The organism is Actinophytocola sp. (assembly GCF_045807065.1).
Classification (GTDB): domain Bacteria; phylum Actinomycetota; class Actinomycetes; order Mycobacteriales; family Pseudonocardiaceae; genus Actinophytocola.
In genome coordinates, this window is record NZ_JBJMIE010000229.1 from 24,678 (window position 1) to 41,879 (window position 17,202).

Here is a 17,202-nt window from a genome sequence, read left to right on the forward strand (position 1 = left end):
TTTCCGGTGACCATTTGCTTCCTCGCCACGTTTCGTGACCACCAGCGGACCTACACTCCACACGTGCCGTTCCCGGAACCAGCGGCTGCAGGCACCTGGACGTGGGTCTGCGCCCGGGCCGAGTTGAACGCGGAACGCGCCGCGACGGTCGCCGCGGAGGTCGCCGCACGGCACGAGAGCCTCGTGGACCAGGGCAGTGTGCGCATGCGCCGGCTCCACCGCACGATGGCCGCCACGCAGCGGCGGGTGGAACACCGGTTGCGCCGGTCGGCCGATGCCTACCGGGCACAGGCCAGGCGTTTGATGACCGCGAACCTCGGGCCGGCATCGCTCGGCGTGGTCGCCGGCGCGCTCGGTGCCCGTGGCGCCGCACTGACGTTGCTCGGCACCGCGCGGTACGAGGAGGCGGCTATCGCGTCCAGCCCGCGAGCGGCGGCCGCCCAGGAGCTGGAGTTCACGCTCGGTGAGGGTCCCGTGCACGATGCCGCCGAGACCGGACGGTTGGTGATCGCGGACGCGTCGACCATGCTGGCCCGCTGGGCGCAGTACACGCCGGCGGTGACCGAGCTCGGTGTGCGGTCGGTCACGGCGGCGCCGCTGTGCCTGAGCCGGACGTGCATCGGCGTGCTGACCGCGTTCAACGCACCCGGCGACACGGCCCTCGCGATGGTCGACGACGTGGCCAGAGCCCTGTTCGACCGGGTCCTCGTCGCCGAACCCGCGCCGGCCGACGACCGGAGCGTCGTGCACCAGGCCACGGGGATGATCGCGGCCCGGCTCCGCTGCCCGGTCGGTGACGCGCTCGCCGTCCTGCGGGCCAGGGCTTATGCCGAGAACGAGGCGATCGGCGTCCTCGCGCTGCGGGTCGTCAATCGGGAGGTGATGTTCGAGTAATGGATCGAACAGTGCTGGACGCGTTCCTGGCGGTGACCGACGACCTGATGGCGTGCGGCGACGTCGACGCCTACCTGCGGCGCCTCGCGATCCGCGCGGCGGAGCTGCTCGACGTGCGCGCGGTGGCCGTGCTCTTCGCCGACGACGGTGTGCTGGACGTGGTCGCGAGCTCCGGCGAGCTGGGCGAGGCGATGGCGCGGTGCGAGGTCGACTTCGACGAGGGCCCGGGCGTCGAGGCGTACCGGTCGGGCGTGCCGGTCGAGTGCCCGACGTTGTTCGTCGCGGAACCGCGCTGGCCGAAGTTCGCCCCGGCGGCCATGGACGCGGGCCTGGCCGCCGCACACGCCGTGCCCTGCCTCAACCGCGACGGCGTACTCGGCACGCTGACGGTGTACGCGACCCGGACCGGCGCACCGAGCGCGGAACTGGGCCAGGCGATGGCCAACGCGGTGTCGCTGGGCGTGACCGTGTTCAAGGAGCGCGCCCGCGCGGAGCTCGCGGACCAGCTGCAACACGCACTGCACAGCAGGGTGGTCATCGAACAGGCGAAGGGCGTGCTGGCCGAGCGGCTGGACCTCCCCATCCCCCAGGCTTTCGAGCTGTTACGCCGCTACGCCCGCAGCCACAACGCGAAACTGCACGACGTGGCGAGCGACGTGCTGACCGGCGCACTGGTCATCACAGGACTGCCTGCCACAAGGCCAGCAGGGCGAACACCGCGAACACCGCCGCCGCTCCCCGCTGGATGAAGTGCGCGGGCACCCTGGCCCGCAGCTTGCGCCCGACCAGCAGCGCCAACACGGTCACACTGACCAACGCCAGGAACGTCCCGATCCCCACCGCGACGGGACTCGCGTAGCGAGCGGCCACCCCGATGGCCGTGACCTGCGAGGCATCCCCCCACTCGGTGAGGAACAAGGTGCCGAACGAGACCATCGCGGCCCGCGCGAACCTGGTGGTGTCCCGACTCGACGTGCCACCGCCATCGGCCTCGTCCGACTCCTTCTGGAGGCTCTCCCGCAGCAACAGGAAGGCCCCGATCCCGAACAACACGGCAATCGCCCCGGCGACAACCCGCTCCGGCAGAAGCGTGATCGCACTCCCCAACGCCACCGCGATCACCGACTGCAACGCGAACGCCACCGTCGCCCCGACCAACACGGGCCGACTACGGAAACGACCGGAGAGAACGAGCGTCAGCGCCGTCGTCTTGTCCGGCAGCTCAAGCAGGAAAACCGCACCGTAGGCGGAAACGAAAGCCAGGAGCCAGTGGCCCATAGGAACGGATACTCCTCCGCGTCGGGCCCGTCCGGAGGCATCACGACTCCAGCCGGGCATTGCACAACCCGGCCGGAGGTCTCGTTCGCCCGCTCGTGAACGGGTGAGGCACCGGACCCGCAAAAGCGGATCAGTATGTCGACGCACTCGCCGGACCGCCCCGAAGGCCGATCACGGGAACTACTCCCCTCTGGCACCCGCGAGTCTACCGGACCCACCCGAGCACCGACCGTGACCTCACGCACGTCAATTTGCTCGATCATATGTTTGAAACAACTGCCCAAGGCGGACGTACAGTACTGATCCGGGTGCAATCCGTCCCCCCTCTGCACACTCTGTGAAGTATGGGGTCGACCGTCTCGATCATCGGCAGCTTTCGACGGCATTACCAGGACGTCCTCCTGGCCTGGCTGGAGTTCGACCGCGCCGGCTGGACCGTGACGAGCCCGCTCGGAAGCGCGATCATCGAGCAGGGAATTCCGTTCGTCAGATTCGAGACAGACGAACCCACGTGGGACGACCCCACGGTGCAGACCGTGGCACTGCATCGAATTCTGCGGGCGGGTCTCACTTATGTCGTGGCGCCGCGCGGCTACGTCGGCCGCACGACGTGTTATGAACTGGGTCGGCTCGTGCAGGCGGAACAACCCCTGTACTTCAGCCAGCGGCCGGCAGACCTGCCGATCGCGATCCCTGAATCCCACGTTCTGACATCGGCCCAACTGATCTCGCGGTGCACGGCCGAGCCGCCGACGCCGCTGTTCGGCCAAGCGGCGGGTACGTACGCTGAGTGGGAACGACAGTTGGTCGCGGGAAGATATCTTGAGCTGTGAACCGCGATCATGTCCAGGCCCGATTCCACGCCCTCGGCTAGAACAGTCGAGCCTCCGCCGCGAGTCTTCATTTCGTATGCCCACGAAGACCCGGCGCACATAGACCAGGTATGGGCCCTGTGGAACCTGTTGCGCGCGAACGGCATCGACGCCAGGTTGGACCTACCAGCGGCGACGAGGCGCCAGGACTGGCCGCTGTGGATGCTCGAAGAAGTGGGAGCGGCAGATTTCGTCCTGGTCGTCGCGTCACCGGAGTATCGACGGCGGGGGGAAGGCAAACCGCCCGCCGAGCAGGGCCTCGGTGTCCAGTGGGAGGCCGCGCTCATCCGCGAAGAGGTCTATTCCGACCGGGCGTCGGCGGTGCGCAAATTCCTGCCCGTGTTGTTGCCGGGAAGGTCGACGGCGGATATTCCAGCCTGGCTCGGCCCCAACTCGGGCACGAGCTACCGTGTCGACGACTTCACTCTCGCCGGCGCCGAAGAGCTCATCCGTGTGCTCACTCGCCAGCCCCTCGTGAAACCCGCGCCACTGGGCCGGCGCCCACTGCTGCCGAGCAGGCAGAGTTGGCAGGAAGCGTCTCAGGTGGCGCCGTTCTACCGGCTTTTCCTGCATTTCTTCGATCCACATTTCCTCGACCAGGTTTCCCGCGGCAGGAACGCCGACTTCATCGCACGCGAAGCCAACCGGGCGACGCGCCTTGCTGTCCTGGCGGCACAGACGGTCTTCGTGCCCGCCGCGAGCTATATCGAGTCCGATCTCTGTGCGGACACGATCAACGAGTACCGGGACCTGTTCGACACGGGCCAGATCGTGCTCGTGGGCGGTGAAGCCAACATCGTGGACTTCGCGACCCGCAAGCTCCTGCAGTACGAGCCGGGTGGGACGCGGTACGAGCGATACGAGTCGGTCCTGTCGTCGACGAGGGTGACACCGCCGTTCAGGTCCCGGCAGAGCTCCGCGACGTCGGACATCACGATGGCCTGGCAGCGGCGGCTGCACGACCTCTCCGCGATCACCGAGGGGTTGCCACGCGACGCGGTGCCGGCCAGTGAGCTCGAGAGGCGCTGGGAAAGCGTGCCGGAGGCGCTGGCCGGACGGGCCTTCACTCCCGAGTACGTCGCGCGGCTGCTGTTCGACCCCATGCCGACGACCGGACCGGAACTCATCGTGGCGCGGCGTGCGGGATCGGAGGTCAACTCCGCCTACTTCGCAAGCTACACCTCGGAGTTGGACGCGGGAATCATCACCGAGTTGACGTACCTCAACAGCCCGCGTCCCGGCGGCAGGACGGCGCTCGACCTTCCGTTCAGCACGTTGCTGCGTCAGCTCGACGCACACCGCGTGGCCGATCTCGTGTTCAACGCCAGACCCGAGCGGCTACCGGAGCTTCGATCGCACCCCGACGTGATCGCCGCCATCGTCAGCGCCACCGGGCAGTCGCCGTTGAGGGAGATACCGGCCAACCGACTGTCGCAGCCGGAGCCAGGCTGGTGACGGGTCAGGCGACCGGGACGCCGAAGAGGTCCTGCCACCCCGGCCAGTCGATCTCATGCCGACCGCCAAGGTCTCTCACCAACGGGCGTAGGTCGCCCTGCAGGCAATTCACACCCCACGCGGCGAGTTCGTCGGCGTAGTACTCGGGCATGCCCTGCAGGAGAAACACCTGGCGGTCATCGGCGAACGCGATGCTGATCTCCGCGAACGAATTGGGTCCGACGTAGTTGCGCACCCCGTCGCGATCGACGTTGACGACGAGCACCGCGGCGGTCGCATGGTGCCTGATGTGCGCGATATGACGTCGCGACGCCTTCCGCTTCAGGTCCGTGGACATCTCCACCGACCACGGCCCTTCGGGTTCGTCGGGCACGGGTGTCACGACCTCGAGGCCAGTGGACTCGAGTATTTCGCCGATCCTCGTCATGAGACCGAGGTTCTTCATTGATCCACAGATGACTACCCTTCTGGAAATTTCCGTGCTCATCCCACAAACCCTCGATCCCAAACCGGCGACAGCGTCATACCATCTTCACATCCCGGCGGAGCTGGGCAGCGGGTTGACACGCTTTCGGTCATTATGTTTTGTGTGTGTCACACGACCGGATGACTTTTTATCAGGACGCAACAATTCGCCGGCTCTGGTGCCAGTCATCTCCAGGACCTAGGTCCCGCCAGAACAGGACCCGGAGCCCTGCCGCGCCACGGCACGGGCGAGCAACCTGGACACGTGGACGTTCTGGACCTCGCACGTTGGCAGTTCGGCATCACGACCGTCTATCACTTCCTGATGGTGCCGCTGACGATCGGCCTTTCACTGCTGGTGGCGGGTATGCAGACCGCATGGGTGCGCACCGGGGACCAGCGCTACCTCGCGATGACGAAGTTCTGGGGCAAGCTCCTGATGATCAACTTCGCCATGGGGGTGGTGACCGGCATCGTCCAGGAGTTCCAGTTCGGCATGGCGTGGAGCGAGTACTCCCGCTTCGTCGGTGATGTTTTCGGGGCGCCGCTGGCCATGGAGGGCCTGGTCGCGTTCTTCGTCGAGTCGACCTTCCTCGGGCTGTGGATGTTCGGCTGGGATCGGCTGCCCAAGAAGGCGCACCTCGCCTGTGTCTGGGCGTTCTCGCTGGCCACGGTCGCGTCGGCGTACTTCATCCTGGCGGCCAACTCCTGGATGCAGCACCCGGTCGGCGTCGAGCTGGTCGACGGGCGGCCCCAGCTCACCTCGATAAGCGCGGTGCTCACCAACTCGACCGTGCTCGCCGCCTTCCCGCACGCGATCTTCGGCGCCTTCGCCGTCGCCGCGACCTTTCTGGTCGGGATCGGTGCGTGGCGGTTGTGGCGGTCGCGGGAGGGCATGTGGCGGACGTCGGTGCGGCTGGGGGCCTGGGTCGGCGTCGTCGCGTTCGCCGGGCTGGCGATCAGCGGTGACCTCCAGTCGAAGCTGATGTTCGAGCAGCAGCCGATGAAGATGGCGTCCGCGGAAGCGCTGTGCCACAGCGAACAACCGGCCGGCTTCTCGGTGTTCGCGCTCGGCGACGTGTCGAGTCCCGACTGCGAGAACGTCAAGTCGATCACGGTGCCGGCGCTGCTTTCCTTCCTGGCCAAGGGTGACTTCGACGCCCCGGTCACCGGCGTCGACGACCTCGTCGGGCAGTACCGGGAAAAGTACGGCACGAACTACCCGGTCGACCCGCGACTGGGCGAGCTGTCGGGCAGGCCGATCGACTACGTGCCCAACCTGCCGGTCACCTACTGGAGCTTCCGCCTGATGATCGGGCTCGGCGCGATCGGCGCGCTGGCGGGCGTCGCCGTGCTGTGGCTCACGCGCCGCGGCCGGGTGCCGAGGTCGGTGTGGTTCCCCCGGTTGGCGCTGGCGAGCATCGCGACACCGTTCCTGGCCAACAGCTTCGGCTGGATCTTCACGGAGCTGGGTCGGCAGCCGTTCGTGGTGGCGCCCAACCCGTCCGGTGTGGACGGCGTGTGGATGTTCACCGCCCGGGCCGTGTCCGGGTTGACGGTCGGCGAGGTGCTGACGTCGCTGATCGCGTTGACGCTGGTGTACGGCGTGCTCGCGGTGGTGGAGGTCGCGCTGATCCGCCGGTATGTCCGAGGTGGACTGCCGGTCGAGGAACCGGCGGAGCAGTCGACCCTGACGTTCGCCTACTGAGGAGCTATGCGGTGGAGACCTTCTGGTTCGTCGCGATCGCGGTGCTGTGGCTGGGTTACCTCTTCCTGGAGGGCTTCGACTTCGGCGTCGGTATGCTCCTGCGGTTCCTCGGCCGCACGGAGCCTGACCGCCGCGCGATGCTCACCACGATCGGCCCGGTGTGGGACGGCAACGAGGTGTGGTTGATCGTCGCGGCAGGCGCCACGTTCGCCGCGTTCCCGGGTTGGTACGCGGGACTGTTCAGCGCCGGTTACCTGCCGCTGCTGGTCGTCCTGCTGGCGCTGATCGGCCGCGGCGTGGCCCTGGAGTGGCGCGGCAAGGTCGACGAGAACCGGTGGCGGGCGCGCTGGGACGTGGTCATCGGCGCCGGTTCCCTGGTCGCGACGCTGGGCGTGGGTCTGTTGCTGTCGTGGAACATCCTGGGCCTGCCGATCGACGCCGACGGGCACCGCGTCGGGTCCCCGTTCGCCGCGCTGCGCTGGGACACCGTGCTGGGTGCGCTGGCGTTCACGGGCTTCGCGCTGGTGCACGGCGCGGTGTTCCTGGCGCTGAAGACGGACGGCCCGCTGCGGCACCGCGCCCGCCGGTTCGCGGTGGCCTTCGCACCGGTCGGCCTGGCGCCGCTGCTCGCGGTCGTGGTGCTCGCGCAGGTCCGGTCCGGCGCCGACTGGACCTGGCTGGCGGTGTTCGCGGTGCTGGTCGCCGCGGTCTTCGCCTGGCTGAAGTTGGCCGCGGCCAGGGAGGGGCAGGCGTTCGGGTTGCTGGGGGTGGCGCTCGCCGCGGCGGTGCTGGCGCTGTTCGGCGCGCTCTACCCGAACGTCCTGCCATCCACCCTCGACCCGGCGTACTCGCTGTCCGTCGCGGACGCCGCGTCCAGCTCGTACACGCTGACCGTGATGACGTGGGTGGCGGCGTTCGGCACCCCCGCGGTGCTGGTCTACCAGGGCTGGACGTACTGGGTGTTCCGCAAGCGGGTGACGGCATGAGGCGAACCGGCCCGCTCGGCGCGTTGCCGCGACTGTCGCGCGCGGCGCGCCGAGCATTGGCCGCCTGCGCGGTGCTGGCGGGCCTGAGCGGTGGCGCACTGGTGGTGCAGGCGTGGGCACTGGCAGGCGTGGTGACGGGCTCGCCGCTGCTGGTGGTACTGGCCGGCGCGGTGCTCGCCCGCGCGGTCCTGACCTGGGTGACCCAGGTGGTGGCGGCCCGAGCGGCGGCGGGCGCGAAGGAAGAGCTACGCGCCCGCCTACTGGACCGAGCACTGGCGCTGAGTCCGGAGTGGACGGTGTCACGTGACGCCGAGCTGACCGTTCTGGCGACCCGCGGCCTCGACGCGCTGGACGAGTACTTCACCGTGTACCTCCCGGCGCTGGTGAACGCCGCCGTCCTCCCGCTCGGCGTGTTGGCGGTGCTGCTGGCAGCGGACTGGCCGTCGGCACTGGTGGTGGGCGCGACGTTGCCGTTGGTGCCGCTGTTCGCCGCGCTGGTGGGCCTGCACACCCGGGACCGAGTCCGCGAAGCGGCGGCAACCGAGCAGCGCGTGGCCCGCCACCTGCGGGAACTGGTCAAGGCGCGCCCGATCCTGACGGCGTTCCGCCGCGTGGACGCCCAGGCGGAGACGATCCGCCGCATCTCGAACACCCAACGCCGCAGCACGATGGCGACGCTCCGGGTGGCGTTCGCTTCCGCGCTGGTGCTGGAGCTGGTGGCCACCCTGTCGGTCGCATTGGTGGCGGTGCTCATCGGACTGCGGTTGGTCGGCGGCGATCTCCCACTGGCGGTGGGCCTGTTCGTGCTGATCCTGGCGCCGGAGTGCTACCTCCCGCTGCGCCAGGCCGGCGCCGCCCACCACGCGAGCGAGGCGGGCATGGAGACGGTCCGCGAGATAGCCGACCTCCCGGACCCACCGACGTTCGGCACCAACCCCGCCACAGGCGTACTGACGGTGACCAACCTGAAAGTCCGCCGCCGAAACGGCAACGCCCCGAACGGCATCTCCTTCACCGCAACCCCGGGCGAGACGATCCACCTGAACACCCCGAGCGCTTCGGGCAAGTCAACGACGTTCGCCGCCCTACTGGGCTTCGTCGCCCCGAGCGAAGGCGGCATCAGGGTAGGCGACCACGACCTGTCCGAGGTAGACATAGAAGCGTGGCGAGCCAGAATCGCCTGGGTCCCACAAACCCCGAGATTCACCGCCGACACAGTGGCAGAAGAACTGGCGTCGACCCAGCCCAAGTCCCACACGGGATACGAAAGGACCTTTCGTATCCCAGGGGGTCCCCCGATTTCCACGCTACCAGCGAGCACCGACATTTCTGCCGAGCTGCCGTTGTCGCCGAACAGCCTCGCACCTCGTGGCTCGCACGAGAGTCCCACTCGTGCGGCCGAGAGCGCCCCGGTTTCGACGCTATCAGAGGGCACCGACATTTCTGGCCAGTGCTCGTTGTCGCCGAAGGCCCTCGCACCCTGTGGCGTGCACGAAAGTCCCATTCGTGCGGCCGGGGGTCCCCCGATTTCAATGCTACTCGCGGCCACCGACAAAACCGAGACGACGACCTGCACCAACGGACCGTCCACTCGAACTGTTCCGGCAGCGGTCCTCGATGTCGCGGAGCGGCTCAACCTCGCTCACCTTCTCCACCGTTCCACCAGTGAACTCTCCGTCGGTGAGCGGCAGCGGGTGGCCGTGGCCCGTGCTCTTCTGCGCGTCGAGCAGGGCGCCGACCTCCTCCTGCTCGACGAACCCACCGCCCACCAGGACCCCGCCAACGCCGCCCGTGTCCAGGCCGCCATCGCCGACACCACCGCCGGTACCAACGCCGCCGTCATCCTCGCCAGCCACCGTGCGGGCACCATCGCCGCCGCACCGCCGTCCAACCGATCCGTCAACACCACCGAAACCGTGGCGCCTCAACGCCTTCCGCTGCGCACGCTCGTCACCCCGCGGCTGCTGGCCGGTGCCGCGCTCGGCGCGACCGCGCTCCTCGCCGGCGTCGCCCTCGCGGCCACCTCCGCCTGGCTCATCGCCAAGGCGGCCACCCAGCCGCCAATCCTCACCCTCAGCGTCGCGGTCGTCGGGGTCCGGGCGTTCGGGCTCGCTCGCGCCGGGCTCCGCTACGCCGAGCGCCTCGTCACGCACGACGCCGCCTTCCGTGCCGCCGCGGACCAGCGGGTCGGGATCTGGCGCACCGCCGACTTCCGCCGCCTCACCACCGACCTCGACACCGTTCGCGACCTCACCCCGCGCGTCCTGCTGCCGCCGCTCGTGGCGGCACTCGTGTGCGTGGCGGCCGTGGCCGTGCAGTCGGCGATCCTGCCGGCGGCCGGACTCGCGCTCGCCATCGCGGTCGCGGCGGCCGGCCTGGGTGCACCGGCCGTCGCGCTCGCGGTGGACCGGCACGCCACCCGCGCGCTCGCCGCGGGCCGGCGCCGCGTTGCCGGCAAGGTCCTCACGCTCCTGGCGGCCGCGCCGGACCTCATCGCCTTCGGGCGGCACCACGCCCTCCGCGCCGACCTGGCACGCGAGGACGCCGAACTCGCCCGTGAGGCCCGCCGCCAGGCCCTGAGTGCCGGCGCCGCCACCGCGCTGATCGTCCTGGCACTGGGTGCGGCCTCGGTCGTCAGCATCGCCCTGGCCACGAACGTCAACCCGCTGCTCGTCCCCGTCCTGGCCCTCGTCCCACTGGCCCTGACGGAAACCCTCACCCCGCTCCCCGCCGCGGCCCAGCACCTCGCCCCGCTCCGCGCCGCCCACACCGCGTGCCCTGAGAGGCGCGTTCAGGGCGTCGAACCCACCTCTCACGGCATCGGGCTGCGGGAGGTGGACGTCCGGTGGCCAGGGGCGGCGAAACCCACCCTCCAGAACGTCGACCTGGAGATCGAGCCGGGTACGCACCTCGCCGTCGTCGGTCCGTCCGGCGCCGGGAAGTCCACGCTCCTCGCGCTCATGGCCGGCCTCCTGCCCGCCGAGCGCGGCACCGTCCGACTCCCGAAGACCGCCTGGGTCCCGCAGGAACCGCATCTCGTCGCGACGACCCTGCGCGAGAACCTCCGCATCGCCGACCCGCACGCCACCGACGACCAGCTGCGCCAGGCCCTTCGACAGGCCGAGATCGGCACCTGGGCCGACCGCCTGGACGACGACCCCACCACCGCCTCCGGCGGCGAGGCCCAACGCATCGCCCTGGCCCGCGCCCTGCTCGCCGACGCCGACCTCCTCCTGCTCGACGAGCCGACCGCCCACCTCGACGAACCCACGGCAGCGAAGATCCTGGCCAGCCTGAAGGGCCGCACGGTCGTCCACGTCACCCACCGCCCGGAGGAGGCGGCCCGCGCCGACGCGATCCTCGAACTGTCCTGACGTGCCCCGTGAAGGCACGACCCGAGCGTACCGGCGCACACCGACGCCGCGTGCGAACTAGCCTCAGCGTCGAGATGGAACCCGCACTTGCGGCGCAGGCGCTCGGCGCCTCCACCGAGATCGCGACGGCGGCACTGTCCGGTGAGGACCCGGAGGCGGTGCTGCGCCTCGTCGTGCGTCACGCCGCCGAGCTGGCCGACGCCGACCTCGGCCTGGTCATGACCCGCGCCGACGACGGCTCCCTCACCGTCGAGGCCGCGCACGGCGACGGCGGGCCCACCTTCACCAACCCCATCGGGCTCGTCCTGTCCGCCCGCAGCTCCGCCGCCCGCACCGCGCGCAGCGGCGTCGCCACCGTCGTCGACGACGTGGCGGCCGACCCGCGCACCGCGCCGTTCGTCCCGCGCGAGCTGCGTCACTTCGGCCCGTTCGCCGCCGCTCCCTTCGGCACCACCCAGCGCAGGCTCGGCGCCCTCACCGTCTACCGGCGCCGCGGCGCGCGGCCGTTCGCGGAGCCGGCGGTCGAGGTGCTCACCGCGTTCGCCGCGCAGGCCGGGCTCGTCCTCGTGCTCGCCGAGGGCGCCACCGCCCGCGCCCGCCTCACCCTGTACCAGGAACGCGAACGCATCGCGCGCGACCTGCACGACGTGCTCGTCCAGCGCCTCTACGCCGCCGGCATGCAGCTCGACCTGCTGGCCCGCCGCCCGACGCGCAAGCTCGCCCGCAAGGACGCCCAGCGCCTCGCCGACGCCATCGACCAGCTCGACGCGTCCATCGCCGACGTCCGCGCGGTCGTCCGCACGCTCCGCAACCCCGAGGCGGACCAGGTCACGGACCTCGCCGAGTCCGCACGCACCGAGGTCGCGATCGCCGGCGAGCTGCTGGGCTTCCCACCGGAGCTCGACATCGACGGCGACCTGTCCGGCGTCCCGCCGGCGCTCGCAGACCACGCCCGCGCCGCTCTGCGGGAGACGCTGTCCAATGTGGTCCGCCACTCCGGCGCCCACAAGGTGTCCGTCCACATCGGACGCGGTGACGCGCTGGAGCTGGTCGTCGCCGACGACGGCTGCGGCATCCCGGAGGGCGTCACCCACCGCGGCCTCAAGCACCTCGAGGAGCGTGCGCGCCAGGCCGGCGGCCGGTGCGTCGTGCGGTCCTCGCCGAAGGGCACGACCGTCACCTGGACCGTGCCGCTCGAGCGGTAGGGCTACCCCCACCGTCGTTCCGCCTGCCCGCACCAGTGATCGAGGCGTGCGCAGACGCGAAGCTTTCCTTGTGCGACAGGAGAATGACATGAGCGCAGACGTGGTGCGGCTGACCGAGGTCCGCAAGACGTACGGGGGGCGCCGCAACACCGTGACCGCCCTCGACGGCATCACCATCGGCTTCCCGCGGGCGACCTTCACGGCCGTCATGGGCCCGTCCGGGTCCGGCAAGAGCACGTTCCTGCACTGCGCGGCCGGCCTGGACCGGCCGACCAGCGGCTCGGTGCTGCTGGAGGACCAGGAACTGTCGAAACTGTCCGAGGTCGAGCTGACCAAGCTGCGCCGCGAGCGCGTCGGCTTCGTCTTCCAGGCGTTCAACCTGCTGCCGGCGTTCTCCGTGCAGGACAACGTGACCCTGCCGCTGCGCCTCGCCGGCCGGCGCGCGCCCAAGGACGCCGTCAACCACGTGCTGGCCCAGGTCGGTCTGTCCGACCGGCGCAGGCACCTGCCCGGCGAGCTGTCCGGCGGCCAGCAGCAGCGGGTCGCGATCGCCCGCGCGCTGATCACCCGCCCGGCCGTGCTGTTCGCCGACGAGCCGACCGGCGCGCTCGACACCCGCACCGCGCGCGAGGTGCTGAACCTGCTGCGTGCGTCGGTCGACCAGGCGGGGCAGACGGTCGTGATGGTGACCCACGACCCGGTCGCCGCGTCCTACGCCGACCGGGTCGTGTTCCTCGCCGACGGGCGGCTGGTCGGCGAGCTGCACCGGCCGTCGCCGGAGGCGGTGGCCGAGCGGATGACCCACCTCGGCGCGTGGAGTGACGAGCCGGCGAGGACGCACTGATGTTCCGGATCGCGATGCGGACGCTGCGGTTCCGCAAGGGCGCGTTCGTCGCGACGTTCCTCGCGATGACGGTCGGCGCCATGCTCGTGCTGGCGTGCGGCGGCCTGATGGAGACCGGGATCCGGTCCGAGGTGCCGGCGAAGCGGCTGGCGAACACGCGGTTCGTCGTGACCGGCAACCAGACGTGGACGTTGCCGAAGGAGAACCCGGACGACCCGGAGGAGGACACCGAGACGGCGTTCCTGGGCGAGCGGGCCCGGCTGCCGCGCGCGCTGGTGACCGACCTGTCGCGGGTGCCGGGCGTGACGGCCGCCGTGGGGGACGTGACGATGCCGGTTCTCCTCGGCGGCGACCGCGTCGACGCGCACGGCTGGTCGTCGGCCGCGCTGACGCCGGTCCGGCTGGCGTCCGGCACCGAGCCGTCGTCGGGTGAGGTCGTGCTCGGTCAGGGGACGGGTGCCCGGGTGGGGGAGCGGGTGTCACTGGGGGTGCGCGGCGAGGCGAAGGCGTTCACCGTCTCGGGGCTCGTGCCGGGCACGGCCGTGTTCGTCGCCGACGCGGACGTCGACCGGCTGTCCGGGCACCCGGGCCTGGTGGACCTGATCGGGGTGCGGGCTTCCGTCGACGCCGGCGAACGCATCGCGAAGGTGCTGGACGGTCGCGACGCGACACTGCTCTCGGGTGACGATCGGGGCATCGCCGAGTACCCGGAGTCGAGTCGGTCGGGCGCGGACCTGATCGTGCTGGCCGCGGTGTTCGGCGGCTTCGCGATCATGGTGATGCTGTTCGTGGTGGCCACGACGCTCGGCCTGTCGATCCAGCAACGGCAGCGCGAGCTGGCCCTGCTGCGTGCGGTGGGCACGACCCCGGGCCAGCTGCGGCGGATGGTGATCGGCGAGTCGCTGGTCATGGCGGTGTTCGCGGTCGCGCTCGGCTGTCTGCTGGGCAGGTTCTCCGGCCCGTGGCTGTTCGACCAGCTCGTGGCGCACGGCCTGGCGCCGACCGCGATGGTCCACCACGCCGGCTGGATCCCCATGGTCGTGGCCACCGGCGCGGTGCTGATCGGCTCGTTCCTCGCCGCGCTCGTCGCGGGCCGGCGCGCGGCCCGAACCCGCCCGACCGAGGCGCTCGCCGACGCCGCGATCCAGCGGCGATGGCTGAGCTGGGTGCGGGTCGTGCTGGCGGTGCTGGCGTTCGGCGGCGGGATCGCGCTGTTCATCGTGACGGTCGCGGTGATGACCGGTCCGGTCGCGGCGAGCACGGCGGGCCCGTCGGTGATGCTGTGGGCGATCGCGCTGGCGCTGGTGGCGCCGGGGATCACGAAGGTGCTCCTGGCGGTCCTGCGCTGGCCGGTCCGGGCCTTCTCCGGTGCCGCCGGCCACCTGGCCGTCCTGTCCACGAAGACCCGCGCGGTGCGGGTGGCGGCGGTCGTCACCCCGATCATGCTGGCCACCGGCGTGGCGACGGCGAACATCTACCTGCAGACGACCACGATCGCGGTGGCGAACGAGGCGTTCGTCGAGAACCTGCGTGCCGACCTGGTGCTGGCGGGCGACGTGCCCGCCGGTCTGGTGGACGAGGTGCGGGCGCTGCCCGGCGTGCGCGCGGCGTCGGAGTACGCGACGAGCACGGTGTACGTCGCGAAGCCGTACGACTCCGCCCAGTCCGAGGACGGCTGGCCGGTCCAGGGGGTGTCGGGCTCGGCGGCCGCCCAGACCACGGCCTTCCACCCGACCGCCGGCCGCCTGTCCGACCTGACCGGTGACACGGTGGCACTGCCCGAGGCGCACGCGGCGGCCATCGGCAGGGGCATCGGCGACCGCATCACCATCCGCATGGGTGACGGCGCTTCCGTGGACGTGCGGATCGTGGCGCTGTACCCGGCGCGCAAGGGCTTCGAGACGGTCCTGATGCCGGCGAGCCTGGTGGCGACCCACACGACGTCGGGCCTGCCGTCGCAGATCGTCGTCCGCACGGACGACCCGGGACGGGTGGCGCCGGCACTGGCCCGCCTGGCGGCGGCGCACCCGGGTCTGGCCGTGGTGGACCGCGACTCCCTGGTCTCCAGCTACGCGAAGGACCAGCAGGTCGGCTCGTGGATCAACTACCTGATGGCCGGCATGCTCATCGCGTACACCGCGATCTCGGTGGTCAACAGCCTGGTGATGGCCACGAGCGGCCGCCGTCGTGAGTTCGGCCTGCAACGCCTGACGGGTGCCACGAAGGGCCAGGTCCTCCGCATGATGACCGTGGAGGCGGGCATGACCACGATCATCGGCGTGGTCCTGGGCACGGTGGTGGCGTTCGCGACGCTGGTCCCGTTCACCCTGGTCACGGACGGTTCGCTGCTGCCGAAGGGCCCGATGGCGATCTACCTGGCGGTGACGGGCACGGCAGCGTTGCTGACCTTCGGCGCCACCCTGATGTCGACCTGGGTGGGCCTTCGGACCCGACCGGTGGAGGCGGCGGTCGCACCCGCCTGACCGGTTGGCGGCGGGCGGTTCCCCAGGCGCAGGGGGACCGCCCGCTTCGGCCTTCCCGGCGGTCTCAGCGGTTCGGTCGCCGCGCGATCCAGGCCACCGCCTGCGTGCGACGCTCCATGCCGAGCTTGGCGAGCACCGAGGTCACGTAGTTCTTGACCGTCTTCTCCGCCAGGAACAGCCGCTCCGCGATCTGGCGGTTGGTCAGCCCCTCACCCACCAGCTCGAGCACGTCGCGTTCACGCTCGGTCAGCCCCGCGAGCTCGTCGGTTTTGGCGGACGCACGCATGCGCTCCAGCACGTGCGCGGTGGTCACCGGGTCCAGGAGCGATCGTCCGGCGGCGACCTCGCGCACCGCGTCGACGAGGTCCTGCCCGCGGACCTGCTTCAGCAGATACCCGGACGCGCCGGCCATGATCGCCTCGACCAGGGCGCGCTCGTCGTCGAAGGCGGTCAGCACCAGGCAGCGGGGCGCGGGCTCCAGCTGTCGCAGGGACCGGCACAACGCCACCCCGTCCCCGTCCGGCAGCCGGACGTCCACCACCACGACGTCGGGCGAGGTCGCCTGGACGCGGGCCAACGCCTCCTCGACGCCCCCGGCCTCGGCCACCACCTCGATACCGGGCTCACCGTCGAGCAGGTCCCGCAACCCACGCCGCACAATCTCATGATCATCGACGAGCGCCACCCGCACGGCCATGCGGCCAGACTATTGCCTCCCGGCCACCGCGACCCGTTCGCCGTGGGCCGGCGCGTGAAGTGCTACTGCGTGGTGACCCCCAACAGCGTCCGCAGCTTCCCGGTGACCCACCGGTTGCCGTCCAGCCGGACCGCGCCGTCCCCCGCCCGGCGCCAGACCCAGCGCAGCACGGCGCCCGCCTCCCCGGACACGCCCGCCTCGGCGTCGAAGTGGCCGCGTTCGACCGTGACCTCCGTCGGGCCGAGCTGGACCTGCCAGCCGGACTCCTCGGTCGCGATCTGCACCGTCCGGCCGTCGCACTCGGACAGGTGCTCGCCCAGTTCGTCGGGGTACTCCGCCGACGCGTACGCCAGGAAGCACGTCAGCAGCTCGTCCACCCCGTCGTCGGCCAGGTCGGCCGGGATCGGATCGTGCGGGACCGACGCCGCCAGCTCGACGTCCAGGCGGTGGATGACCGTCTCCTGGGCCATCCGGCGCAACCAGAACCCGACGGTCTGGTCCGGGCCGTACCAGGTGAGCGCCGGGTCCGCCGGCCTCCGCGAGGTCAGCTCGCCGACCAGCTGCCGGTAGGCGTCGTCAAGTGCCGTCAGCGAGTCGGGTAACGACGGGGGCCACGGCGCCGGCCACGCGCCCCGCCGCATGGTCTCGGCCTTGTGCAGGTACACCTCGGCGACGTGCCGCACCAGGTCGTCGCCCGTCCACCCCGGGCAGGTCGGCACCGGCGCGTCCAGGGCATCGGGAGCCACCTCGCGCAGCCGCGTGTAGTCGGCCTCGAGGCACTCCAGGAATCTCCGCTCGTCCACGCCACACCCAACCATGGACCACCGACGAACCGGCCGTGAGCGGCCGCCGGTGTCTGGACTGAGTGAGCAGCGGAGGCGACGGGAGCGGAGCGACCCTCGCTGAGCAGCGCAGGGAGGGAAGACACCGGGTACAGGCCG

14 protein-coding genes are annotated in these 17,202 nt (G+C 70.9%); 10 read left to right on the forward strand and 4 right to left on the reverse strand.

Annotation, left to right across the window (positions count from 1 at the left end; genetic code table 11):
• The first annotated feature begins 63 nt into the window (after positions 1-63).
• Together ACJ73U_RS13620 and ACJ73U_RS13625 are read left to right on the forward strand one after the other, a co-directional pair.
• Positions 64-894: an ANTAR domain-containing protein gene (locus ACJ73U_RS13620; RefSeq protein ID WP_407777956.1), complete on the forward strand. Its 831-nt coding sequence runs from the start codon at positions 64-66 to the stop codon at positions 892-894.
• Complete coding sequence (locus ACJ73U_RS13625; protein ID WP_407777957.1) at positions 894-1,643, forward strand: ANTAR domain-containing protein; 750 nt, start codon at positions 894-896, stop codon at positions 1,641-1,643. Before ACJ73U_RS13620 ends, ACJ73U_RS13625 begins: the two co-directional genes overlap by 1 nt.
• Here ACJ73U_RS13625 and ACJ73U_RS13630 read toward each other — a convergent pair.
• Positions 1,573-2,172 (reverse strand): TMEM165/GDT1 family protein, encoded by a 600-nt coding sequence (locus ACJ73U_RS13630; RefSeq protein ID WP_407777958.1) that lies wholly within the window; start codon positions 2,170-2,172, stop codon positions 1,573-1,575. The two genes, ACJ73U_RS13625 and ACJ73U_RS13630, sit on opposite strands and share 71 nt — an antisense overlap.
• Positions 2,173-2,516: 344 nt before the next feature.
• On the opposite strand from ACJ73U_RS13630, the gene ACJ73U_RS13635 reads away from it, so the two are divergent.
• Together ACJ73U_RS13635 and ACJ73U_RS13640 are read left to right on the forward strand one after the other, a co-directional pair.
• Complete coding sequence (locus ACJ73U_RS13635) at positions 2,517-3,005, forward strand: hypothetical protein (protein WP_407777959.1); 489 nt, start codon at positions 2,517-2,519, stop codon at positions 3,003-3,005.
• 9 nt (positions 3,006-3,014) lie between these two features.
• On the forward strand, positions 3,015-4,499 hold the full coding sequence (locus tag ACJ73U_RS13640; RefSeq protein WP_407777960.1) for a toll/interleukin-1 receptor domain-containing protein: 1,485 nt from the start codon (positions 3,015-3,017) through the stop codon (positions 4,497-4,499).
• 4 nt (positions 4,500-4,503) lie between these two features.
• On the opposite strand, the gene ACJ73U_RS13645 is transcribed toward ACJ73U_RS13640, so the two are convergent.
• The gene (locus ACJ73U_RS13645) at positions 4,504-4,926 is read right to left on the reverse strand and encodes a hypothetical protein (RefSeq protein WP_407777961.1); all 423 of its coding nucleotides are present in this window, start codon (positions 4,924-4,926) and stop codon (positions 4,504-4,506) included.
• 303 nt (positions 4,927-5,229) lie between these two features.
• Here ACJ73U_RS13645 and ACJ73U_RS13650 point away from each other — a divergent pair, with 303 nt between their 5' ends.
• The 6 genes from ACJ73U_RS13650 (at position 5,230) to ACJ73U_RS13675 (ending at position 15,564) form a co-directional block, all read left to right on the forward strand.
• Positions 5,230-6,672 (forward strand): cytochrome ubiquinol oxidase subunit I, encoded by a 1,443-nt coding sequence (locus ACJ73U_RS13650; RefSeq protein ID WP_407777962.1) that lies wholly within the window; start codon positions 5,230-5,232, stop codon positions 6,670-6,672.
• Between the two features lie 11 nt (positions 6,673-6,683).
• Positions 6,684-7,658, forward strand: coding sequence for a cytochrome d ubiquinol oxidase subunit II (cydB, locus tag ACJ73U_RS13655; RefSeq protein WP_407777963.1), 975 nt, complete (start codon positions 6,684-6,686; stop codon positions 7,656-7,658).
• Entirely contained in the window at positions 7,655-11,032 is a 3,378-nt protein-coding gene (gene cydC / locus ACJ73U_RS13660) for a thiol reductant ABC exporter subunit CydC (RefSeq protein WP_407777964.1), read from the forward strand. Before cydB ends, cydC begins: the two co-directional genes overlap by 4 nt.
• Positions 11,033-11,106: 74 nt before the next feature.
• Complete coding sequence (locus ACJ73U_RS13665) at positions 11,107-12,237, forward strand: GAF domain-containing sensor histidine kinase (protein ID WP_407777965.1); 1,131 nt, start codon at positions 11,107-11,109, stop codon at positions 12,235-12,237.
• Positions 12,238-12,325: 88 nt separating this feature from the next.
• Positions 12,326-13,081, forward strand: a complete 756-nt coding sequence (locus tag ACJ73U_RS13670) for an ABC transporter ATP-binding protein (protein ID WP_407777966.1) — start codon at positions 12,326-12,328, stop codon at positions 13,079-13,081.
• On the forward strand, positions 13,081-15,564 hold the full coding sequence (locus ACJ73U_RS13675) for an ABC transporter permease (RefSeq protein ID WP_407777967.1): 2,484 nt from the start codon (positions 13,081-13,083) through the stop codon (positions 15,562-15,564). The genes ACJ73U_RS13670 and ACJ73U_RS13675 overlap by 1 nt, the downstream gene beginning before the upstream one ends.
• Before the next feature lie 64 nt (positions 15,565-15,628).
• Here the strand turns inward: ACJ73U_RS13675 and ACJ73U_RS13680 are convergent, their stop codons facing one another.
• Complete coding sequence (locus ACJ73U_RS13680; RefSeq protein ID WP_407777968.1) at positions 15,629-16,261, reverse strand: response regulator; 633 nt, start codon at positions 16,259-16,261, stop codon at positions 15,629-15,631.
• Between the two features lie 62 nt (positions 16,262-16,323).
• The gene (locus ACJ73U_RS13685; RefSeq protein WP_407777969.1) at positions 16,324-17,064 is read right to left on the reverse strand and encodes a maleylpyruvate isomerase family mycothiol-dependent enzyme; all 741 of its coding nucleotides are present in this window, start codon (positions 17,062-17,064) and stop codon (positions 16,324-16,326) included.
• Positions 17,065-17,202: the final 138 nt, after the last annotated feature.